The organism is Paenibacillus ihuae, assembly GCF_001368795.1.
Lineage (GTDB): Bacteria > Bacillota > Bacilli > Paenibacillales > Paenibacillaceae > Paenibacillus_AQ > Paenibacillus_AQ ihuae.
Genome location: NZ_LN831198.1, coordinates 2,457,675 through 2,467,529 on the forward strand (window position 1 = coordinate 2,457,675; position 9,855 = coordinate 2,467,529).

9 protein-coding genes and 1 pseudogene are annotated in these 9,855 nt (G+C 46.3%); 5 read left to right on the forward strand and 5 right to left on the reverse strand.

All coding sequences use genetic code 11. The features are described from left to right. Positions 1 to 909, reverse strand: a 909-nt coding sequence (locus tag AQR02_RS11080; protein ID WP_425340006.1) for a LutB/LldF family L-lactate oxidation iron-sulfur protein, incomplete at its 3' end; no start/stop codon positions are given. Between the two features lie 62 nt (positions 910 to 971). Then, positions 972 to 1,721 (reverse strand): (Fe-S)-binding protein, encoded by a 750-nt coding sequence (locus AQR02_RS11085; protein WP_054940611.1) that lies wholly within the window; start codon positions 1,719 to 1,721, stop codon positions 972 to 974. 165 nt (positions 1,722 to 1,886) lie between these two features. On the opposite strand from AQR02_RS11085, the gene aldA reads away from it, so the two are divergent. After that, the gene (gene aldA, locus AQR02_RS11090) at positions 1,887 to 3,332 is read left to right on the forward strand and encodes an aldehyde dehydrogenase (protein ID WP_280818621.1); all 1,446 of its coding nucleotides are present in this window, start codon (positions 1,887 to 1,889) and stop codon (positions 3,330 to 3,332) included. Positions 3,333 to 3,446: 114 nt separating this feature from the next. Here the strand turns inward: aldA and AQR02_RS11095 are convergent, their stop codons facing one another. Beyond that, a complete protein-coding gene (locus AQR02_RS11095; protein ID WP_054940612.1) occupies positions 3,447 to 3,863 on the reverse strand; it encodes a GNAT family N-acetyltransferase in 417 nt (138 codons plus the stop codon). 111 nt (positions 3,864 to 3,974) lie between these two features. Between AQR02_RS11095 and AQR02_RS11100 the strand changes: the two genes are divergently transcribed. Continuing rightward, a complete protein-coding gene (locus tag AQR02_RS11100) occupies positions 3,975 to 4,922 on the forward strand; it encodes a glycerophosphodiester phosphodiesterase (RefSeq protein ID WP_159067740.1) in 948 nt (315 codons plus the stop codon). An 89-nt stretch (positions 4,923 to 5,011) separates the two neighbouring features. On the opposite strand, the gene AQR02_RS11105 is transcribed toward AQR02_RS11100, so the two are convergent. Continuing rightward, positions 5,012 to 6,187, reverse strand: coding sequence for a serine hydrolase domain-containing protein (locus AQR02_RS11105; protein WP_054940614.1), 1,176 nt, complete (start codon positions 6,185 to 6,187; stop codon positions 5,012 to 5,014). A 160-nt stretch (positions 6,188 to 6,347) separates the two neighbouring features. Between AQR02_RS11105 and AQR02_RS34060 the strand changes: the two genes are divergently transcribed. The 3 genes from AQR02_RS34060 (at position 6,348) to gshAB (ending at position 9,567) form a co-directional block, all read left to right on the forward strand. Beyond that, positions 6,348 to 6,479, forward strand: coding sequence for a DUF6254 family protein (locus AQR02_RS34060; protein WP_222861271.1), 132 nt, complete (start codon positions 6,348 to 6,350; stop codon positions 6,477 to 6,479). Between the two features lie 127 nt (positions 6,480 to 6,606). Further along, a complete protein-coding gene (locus AQR02_RS11110; RefSeq protein ID WP_054940615.1) occupies positions 6,607 to 6,915 on the forward strand; it encodes an ArsR/SmtB family transcription factor in 309 nt (102 codons plus the stop codon). Between the two features lie 330 nt (positions 6,916 to 7,245). Beyond that, positions 7,246 to 9,567 (forward strand): bifunctional glutamate--cysteine ligase GshA/glutathione synthetase GshB, encoded by a 2,322-nt coding sequence (gshAB, locus tag AQR02_RS11115; protein ID WP_245237327.1) that lies wholly within the window; start codon positions 7,246 to 7,248, stop codon positions 9,565 to 9,567. Here the strand turns inward: gshAB and AQR02_RS34065 are convergent. Next, positions 9,550 to 9,855 (reverse strand): annotated as a pseudogene (locus AQR02_RS34065) (WYL domain-containing protein); the annotation flags it as partial. The gene gshAB and the pseudogene AQR02_RS34065 overlap by 18 nt on opposite strands.

Below are 9,855 nucleotides of genomic sequence, written 5' to 3' on the forward strand. Positions count from 1 at the left end.
GTATACCGGACATACATTCAGGCAAGCCCCGCAGCGTATACATTGTAAAGCTTCATTGAATTCGCTGCCGAGAATGTCTGAGCGGCCGTTGTCCACGACAACCAGATGAAATTCTTCAGGACCGTCTGTCTCACCGGCTGCTGAGGGTCCCATTACGGTAATGTAGCTGGTTAACTTTTGCCCAACAGCACTGCGGCAGAGGAGATTATCCAGTACTTCCATTTCCGCAAGCGTAGGTACAATCCGCTCCATGCCCATCACAGCGATATGCGTTTTGGGGATAGCCGCAGTCAGATCGCCGTTTCCTTCATTGGTCACCAGGTTGATAGCCCCAAGGTTGGCGACAGCAAAGTTGCAGCCTGTGATTCCGACCTCAGCCTCCAGAAATTTCTGCCGCAGGACCTTCCGGGCAAAACGGGCAAGCTTCTCAGGACTTTCGTCATCTGTATATCCAAGCTTCTCCGTAAACACCCGCTGAATTTGCCGCCGGTCCTTATGCAGTGCCGGAGCCACAATATGTGATGGCGGATCCCAATCATCCATTTGCAGGATATATTCACCCAGATCGGTCTCAATCAGCTCACAGCCGGCTTCAATCAGAACATGGTTCAGCTCAATTTCCTCTGTAACCATGGATTTGGATTTAACGATTTTTTTAGCCTTTTTCTGCACGATAACATCCCGTATATAGCTGCTGGCTTCTTCTTTGGTTGCTGCAAAATAAATATGGCCGCCTTTTCGCTCAATGTTTCCCGCGAGCTGCTCCAGATAATAATCCAGGTTCTGCAGGGTATGCTGGCGGATTTGCTGGCCTGCGGTCCGCCACTGTTCCCAATCTCCGAGCGCGGTAGCCGCGGACAGACGCCGGGTCTTGAGACTGTCCTGCGCTGAACCTACGGCATTTCGCATAAATGGATCCCCGAGTCCGTCTGTAGTCCGTTCGCTGAAATCACGTTTATCCGTTTGCAGGCTCAATTCTGGCTTCCTCCTTTGGCAATCACAGGATTCAGGTGATTCAGCACTTCCGCAATATGCATAATTTTCACAGGTTCTCCCTTGCGGGACAGGCGGCCGCCAATATTCAGCAGACAGCCCATATCTGCGCTGATCAGAATATCTGCTCCAGTGTCTATGACACAGCTGCTTTTTTCATCAACCATCTGCTCGGAAATATCCGGCATCTTCACCGAAAAGGTCCCGCCAAAGCCGCAGCAGTTATCGCTGTTTTTGAGCGGCTCCATGTGCAGTCCTTTTACATGCTCCAGCAGTTGAAAAGGGGTTTCCTTCTCACCCAGCAGTCTGGTCATATGACAGGAACGGTGATAGGTGGCGGTCCCGTCAAGGCTTGCCCCCACATCCGTAATGCCGAGTACTTTTACAATGAACTGAGTGAATTCATAAGACTTTTCTTTTAAAGTAATCGCTTTCAATTCCCAGTCCGGATCCCCCTTGAAGATCTTCGGATATTCATGAAACATAGCGATGCAGGAGCCGGAGGGACCTACGACATAATCGGAGCTCTCAAAGGCAAGCATCATATTCTTCATCGCAAGCTTGGAATCTTTCAGATAGCCGCTGTTGTAGGCCGGTTGACCGCAGCAGACCTGCGAAGCCGGATAATCGATTTCACAGCCCAGCCGCTCGAGAACCTCAACCATTGCGATTCCGACCTTCGGGGTCATGAGGTCTACTAAACAAGTGGAAAAAATACTGACTTTCACTCCTTATCCCTCCAATCGAAATAACCCTAACCATAGCTTAACTCAAGAAGTCAATATAAAACAACACAAAAACAAATAAAAAATGTGAATCTTATTGACAATAAATATTGATAGCGTTTACACTATTGGTGGGAAATGGAACAATCACCTTGAGGGGGAGAGACAGTGACCAAACATTTGATGTACATCGATGGCCAATTTACCGAAGCAGAAGGCAAAGAGTGGATGGAAGTAACGAATCCTGCAACAGATGAAGTGATCTCACAGGTTCCCAAGGCTACTAGGAATGATGTCATTCGAGCCATCAATGCTGCGGAAGAAGCCCAATCTGCCTGGGAGGAGACACCTGCGGTTGAACGCGGGAAGTATCTGCATGCTATAGCAGACGGGATTCGTGCGGAGGCGGACAGCATCGCCAGGCTGATCTCCGAGGAAGTGGGCAAAACACTGGAATTATCTACCGTAGAGGTTAATTTTACCACCGATTATATGGATTATATGGCTGAATGGGCACGTCGCTATGAAGGGGAAATTGTTCAGAGTGACCGCGATAACGAGAACATCTTTGTATTTAAACGCGCTATTGGGGTAACTACAGGTATCCTGCCCTGGAATTTCCCGTTCTTTCTGATTGCCCGGAAGATGGCTCCGGCCCTGATCACCGGAAATACGATTGTCGTCAAGCCAAGTGCAGAATCGCCGAACAATGCCGTGGCTTTTAGCAAAATTGTTGACGCAGCAGGGCTGCCCAAAGGGGTATTCAATCTTGTTACTGGCAAGGGGGCTGAAGTGGGCAATGAGCTGGCCAGCAATCCAAAGGTTGGGATGGTCAGCCTTACAGGCAGCGTGCCGGCCGGACAAAAGGTGATGGAAGCTGCTGCTGAGAACATCATCAAGGTTAGTCTTGAGCTTGGCGGTAAGGCTCCAGCCATTGTTATGGACGATGCCGATCTGGATCTGGCTATCAAAGCCATCGTAGATTCACGGGTAATCAATACGGGCCAGGTCTGCAACTGTGCGGAGCGCGTCTATGTGCATGAGAGGATCAAGGACGAATTCACGGCCCGTCTGGTTGAGGCCATGAAGGCAGTGAAATACGGTGATCCGTTAAAAGATAAAGATATTCAGATGGGGCCGCTGATCAACAAGGCCGCACAGGATTCCGTCCAGCGAAAGGTGGACCGGGCGGTTGAAGAAGGTGCAAAAATTCTCCTCGGCGGTAAAAAGGTGGAGGGAGCAGGCAGCTTTTTTGAACCGACGGTTATCTCAGAAGCTACGAATGACATGGAGATTGTACAAGAGGAAATCTTCGGACCCGTGATCCCGGTGATTACTTTTTCCACCTTGGACGAAGCCATTGCGCTCGCCAATGACAGCGAATTCGGCTTGACCTCTTCTTTATATACGCAAAATCTTAATGTAGCCATGAAGGTTATCAAACGCCTGAAATATGGTGAAACCTATATTAACCGCGAGAACTTTGAAGCGATGCAGGGCTTCCATGCAGGCTGGCGGAAATCCGGCATCGGCGGAGCGGATGGTAAACATGGATTGAATGAATACCTGCAGACGCATGTAGTCTATCTGCAGTATGATAAATCAGTTAACTAAAGAAACAGGAACGCAATTTTTGGATGATCATACTAATAAGTAAGAAGCTCCCGGGCTGCCCGGGAGCTTTTATGATTGTTGGCGATCATCAGGATTACACCTTACTGCAAAGCCTTATAGGTTTTTCTTCAGGTAATACTTAGTTTGGCCCGGGAGCGGGCAATCCTTGATCTCCCCGTAGATTTCGTAGCCCTGCTTCTGATAAAAATGCGGGGCCTGCCAGCTCATTGTTGTTAATTCACTCACTTTACAGCCGCGCAGCCGGGCTCTGGCTTCCAGCTCCTGCAGAAGTTCACCGCCCAGACCCTTGCCTCTGTACGCCGGGTCGACGGCCAGAAGGTGCACAGTTAATATATTCCAGACTATATCCCCGGTGATGCCGCCAATGAAGATTCCTTTCTCGTAAGCTGCCAGAGAGAGCTCTTCGCGTTCATACGGCGGAATGCTGTTATTCGCCCGCTGGCTGTGCTCTTCCAGTAATCTCGATATTTCCCTCTGATTGTGCTGATGGTCCAGTTCTACTATTTCCAACGTGCGTCCTCCTTATGGCCAAACTATGATACAAGTATAATAGCAGTGATGAATTGTTCCAAGTTAATGAACATGTGGATTTTAATTAGGCCAACTGTTAGTATAATATTCATGTCATTAAGGATAGAGAAGAATGAGGGTAACGGAATGATGAAGGTGTTCAGGCACAAAGCGTATTTTACCGGAATACATGTATTGCTGTTTGTTTCTTTATTAACAATACTATACGCCTATTCCCCGACGATCCGGGTGAAGGTGAAAGAGATTATTGATCCAGCAGATAAAGTCTACACGATAGCCCACCGCGGCGCGTCCGGATATGCTCCGGAGAACACCATCCCTGCTTTTGAACTGGCGGTGGAGATGAAGGCGGATATTATTGAGATCGATATCCACTTAACCAAGGATGGGATTCCGGTCGTGATTCATGATGATACCGTTAACCGCACGACTAATGGCAAGGGCTATGTAAAAAACATGACCCTAGAGCAGCTGGAGCGGCTAGATGCAGGAACCTGGTTCAACGAATCCTACCCGATGTTTGCCCGGGACAAATATGCTGGCACTACAATTCCCACGCTTGATCAGGTATTTGAAACGTTCGGCAAAGAGATCAAATACATTCTGGAGATCAAGGATTCTGCACCAAGCCCGGGTATTGAAACCCTAATCAATGAATCCATTCAGAAATATGATCTGGAGGATGTGGTAGCCATTCATTCCTTCAGCGCAGGCAGTTTACGCAAATTCCACAAAATAAATCCGGACATTCCGTTATATCAGCTGGTCTGGTATGATTACAACGCGGTGAGAGTCTCAGAAACTTATCTGAAGGACATAAAATCATACGCAGTGGGAATTAGTCCGAATTTTCAGGGGATCAGTAAGGCCTATGTGTCGCAGGTGAAGAATTTCGGACTCAAGGTAATGCCCTATACGGTGAATTACCAGGTCAACATGGATAAAGCCTATTCCTGGGGCGTGGATGGAGTATATACCAATTTTCCTGACCGTCTGCTTGAAGTCATTAAGACCAACAGAGATAATGCCCAGTGGTAAAGCGATTGAGCCCGAAGAAGGCTGCGGCTTATAAATAAAAGGTCCATTTCTTATTCTTTACCCGGAACAAGAAATGGACCCTTTTTGTCTTACAGCGTGCTGAACACGATGTTGCGGAGCTTGCGGGTAACGGCCATCGTGCCGGCATCCTTTTTCTGGACCATGAACAATACGGTCAGCGCATCCGCCGGACTGTTGGTGAAATAAGCCCCAAGCCAGCCGTCCCAGCCGTATTCACCCCGGCTGCCAAGGCAACCGGCTTTCCCTGGATCAGTCATGATGCGCATCTGGTTACCATAACTATGTCCGCACAGAGAATGCCATGTATCGAAGCCTTTTTGCTGCCAGCTGCTTAAGGAAGCCGATGTCATATATTGAACCGTTTTAGGCTTCAATAAAGTCACTCCGTTTAGAGATCCTTGATTCATCAGCATCGTCGTAAATTTGGCCGCATCGTCAATCGTAGACGCAAGGCCTGCACCGCCGGACTCAAACAACGGTTCCCGGTCCATCTGATGACCAATGCCAAGATGACTATCCGCGTACAGCTTCAAGCCGCCTTCGCCGTCATCCTGATAGGTGTTCACAAGACGAGCTCTTTTATCTTCAGACAGCCAGAAGCCGGTATCCTGCATTCCCAGCGGGTCGAAAATTTCTTTTTGCAAAAATTGGCCGTAGCGCATGCTGCTAACCGCTTCCACAATTGCGCCAAGAACGTCCGCCGACGTTCCGTATTGCCAGTACGATCCCGGGTCGAACGAAAGGGGCCCTTGGCCCAGGCGGTTAGCGAATTCCATGGTGCTCATCGCGTTATCCGTGTTCAAACGGCTGCCCAATTCCTGGAACAAAGCCTCTGTATGCTGCCCGGCTTTGTCCGTACCGCCGTAGACCAAGCCAGAGGTCATGTGCAGCAAATCGTGTATGCAGACCTCCCGGCTGGCAGGCGCCAGTTCACCGTTTTTCTCAACCAACTGGTTCTTGAACCCAGGTATATAGCGGCTTACAGGATCGAACAAATCGATCTCCCCACGCTCGAGCAGCATCATGACTGAAGCGGCGGTGACCGGTTTCGTCATCGAATATAAACGATAAATCGAATCCCTTGCGATAGGGCGTCCTGACTCTATGTCAGCCATGCCGTCCTCATGGTAAAAAACTTCACTCCCGTCCTTGATCACCAAAAAGTTCGCACCGGCGATTTCGTTCTTGTCGATGCTTGCTTTCAGCGTTGTTTTCAATTGGTTGGTTATGTTTGGCTTCAGCATATGGCCTATGTCTCCTTCTCAATTCACAATTTACTATAGAAAATAGTAAACGCTTTTTTGGCGGTTGTATAGTGCTGCATCATTTTATGAATGAACGCAGCCCGGGAATGACATCCTAAGGAAGTAGTATACATCTCAGTTTCCCGAGGAGGATTCTTGTATGACTCACCAGTTAAAAAGAAGAGAAGCTGCCTGGAAGTCACGAAAGCAAGATCAGCATCCCCATGGTAAAATCAAATCGCTCAAGACCTTGTCCAGCGAATATGACGAGAAGCATACTACGACTTTGTAAGGAAGTGAAGGGCTGCCTGAGCATTTGCCGGCGGTCCTTCTTTTCCTGCAAAAAAACACTTTGACGAATTCAATTTTATGGCGTACGATAAACGCATCAAATAAATTTGATTTGATGAGGTTAATCTATGGATACAGAACAACAATCACGGCTTTTTACAACTTATGAACAAAAGTTCAAGGCGCTGGCCGATCAGAAACGTTTAGCGATTTTACTCGAAATTAATAAACATTCTGAAGTCTGTGTGTGTGAACTGGAAGGTATGGTAGATCTTCCGCAATCTAAGCTTTCCTATCACCTTAAGCTGTTGTTTGATGCAGATTTAATTAAATGCCGACGAGAAGGCCGCTGGAATTACTACAGTATCAATGAGAAGGTTATGAAGTATCTTTTGCCGGACGACGTATGTTGTGTTTTTTACCCGCCGACTACATAAAGCGCGGGTAAAAATTTACTCCATCCATCAAAATAATTTGATGAATAAAGGCGGATAAGAACACCCTATATAGATTGAACTTAAAAACTTGAGATAAGGAAAGGAGTGCCGGAGGGGAATTTTGGAACTGGAGGAGCGAATGCGTCCGCCTAAAAGCTTTCCGTAGGAAAGCTCGCTTCGAAAGCATATGCAGTCTGCGGATTTCTACCGCTAGTAGCGGTATTAATCAAGAAATTCTTACGACAACAGCGGCCGGAAGTCCAAATATCCACCGTAGGTGCGACTGATCCTGTACTCTAAAAACTTTAAGTTCATTCAATATAGACGATAATGAAAGAAGGTATATACATGGTGAAGCTTAACCCGGATTATTTAAATTACATAATCGACAATAATTTAAGTCAAGACATTCTAAAGGGACAATTTGGCCTTGAAAAAGAGAACACCCGGGTCGATAAGCGGGGGAATCTTGCATTAACACCTCACCCGAAAGCCTTTGGATCGAAAATGGATAATCCTTATATCAAAACGGATTTCTCGGAAAGCCAAGTGGAGATGATAACCCCTGTCTTCCATACCATTGAGGAGACCTATCATTTCCTGGATGCACTGCAGGATATCGTGACGTTAGAATTGGCAGATGAGTATTTGTGGACCAGCAGCAATCCGCCAGCGCTGCCGCATGAAGAGGATATTCCCGTTGCCCGGATGAATGACCCCTTAGAAGACGCTTATAGGGAGAAGCTGGCCAGAAAGTATGGAAAAAAGAAGCAGCTGCTCAGCGGAATCCACTTTAATTTTTCGTTCGATGAGGGTTTTCTGCAAAGGTTATATCAAGCTTCACAAAATCAAAGTGGCTTTAAGCCATTCAAAGACGGAGTTTATTTAAAAGTCGCACGGAATATTCTGAAATACCGCTGGTTATTGATTTATTTGACAGGCGCCAGTCCTGTATTTAATAAATCGTATGTAGAACAATGTGTTTCCTTAAGCGATCAGTTAGATGACGAGAGTCACTTCTTCCCCAATATGAGTTCACTTCGCAATAGTGTGTGCGGCTACCGGAATGAAAAGCCTTTGTATGTTTCGTTTCATTCTATAGATGAATATGTGCGCGATTTGAGGGATTTGGTTCTTTCTAAGGAATTGCTGAGTGCAAAAGAGTTTTATAGCCCTATCCGATTGAAACCGGCAAAAGGGGATTACCCGCTTCCGGAGCTTCAGGATCACGGGGTAGCTTACATAGAACTTCGTATGTTTGATTTAAACCCGCTCTATAAGAATGGAATCGGCCTACAGACCTTGAAGTTTGTGCATTTATTTCTTGTCTATGTGCTGCTGAAGCAGGATGAACCCTTTAACCAACAAGAACAGCAGCAAGCGGATTTAAATGTGGACTTACTTCTGATGACAGGGCTCCAAGGGGAATTGCGGGACAAGGGCTTATCCATCATTGATGAAATGCAAAAAATGATCAAATTACTGCGGCCTGACGACCAGTCGATGGTCCAATATCTGAATGAGCAAAGAAACATTCTAATGAACCCGGAGCTTAGTTATGCCTCTGTCATTAAAGCAGAGATTCAGTCCTCATCATATTTGGATTATCACCTGGACAGGGCGAAGCAATATGCAGAGGAAAGCTCCGAATCCGGATACAAGTTCACAGGCTACGAAGATTTAGAATTATCGACCCAGCTTTTATTAAAAGCTGCTGTTAAGCGCGGAATCCGTTTTGAGCTCATTGATCGTGATGATAACTTTGTCGTCCTTACAAAAGGAGATCATCAGGAATACGTAAAACAAGCAACAAAAACTGCCTTGGATTCCTATAGCACAGTTCTCATCATGAAAAATAAGATTGTTACGAAGGAAGTTCTGAAGAAACACGGAATTCGGGTTCCGGCCGGAAAAGCTTATCGAAGCCCACAGGAAGCTATACTGGATTATGAACTTCATCGGGAAAGAAAAATTGTGATTAAACCGAAATCAACCAATTTTGGACTGGGCATCACCATATTCACCCATAGCTTTACAGAAGAAGATTATCAGCAAGCGGTTGAAATGGCCTTTGCTCATGACCGGACGATCTTGCTTGAAGAATTTATATCCGGAAAGGAATACCGGTTTCTGGTGATGGGGGATGAGGTTGTCGGAATCCTGCATCGAGTACCCGCCAATATTGTCGGGGATGGAATTCAGACGATCGAACAGCTTGTCAGCCAAAAGAACAAAGATCCTTTAAGGGGCAAAGGGTACAGAACCCCGCTTGAACGGATTCAAATAGGTGAAGCTGAAAAGCTGTTTTTGAGAAATCAATCCCTGAATACCTTCGATATCCCGCGACCCGGTGAAATCATTTATTTGAGAGAAAACTCAAACATCAGCACGGGTGGGGACAGTATCGATTATACAGACGATATTCCAGAAAGCTATAAACAACTTGCGATCCGGGCAGCCAAAGCTGCAGGAGCCACCTTTTGCGGAGTCGATATGATGATCGGGGACATTAACATAGAAGCAAATGAGGATAATTACAGTATTATCGAAATCAATTTTAATCCTGCGATTCATATTCATTGTTATCCTTACCAGGGGAAGAATCGCAGAGCAGACGATAAAATACTCGATTTGTTATTCGGATCCGTATAAATGTAATCTCTTTTGTAAAGCTGCTAAGAGTTCTTCCGGCATTTCCCTTACCTTGATATCCTCCCCCAGGAAAAGCAGCCAGTTAGCGATTTCAGACCATTCTTCAGGGTTATTCATATGGATATAAGTCTTTAGAATCGCTGTAGTCTGGTATGGATTCGTATAGGAAAGAGAAACTTTGAAGGGATGGTATTTTTTGAACTGGGCAATTGCTTTTGGACCGAGCTCCAGAACAAGATTGATTGTTTCTTCCTGCTTACTAAGTTTATCAAGAATCCTTTTTCTGCT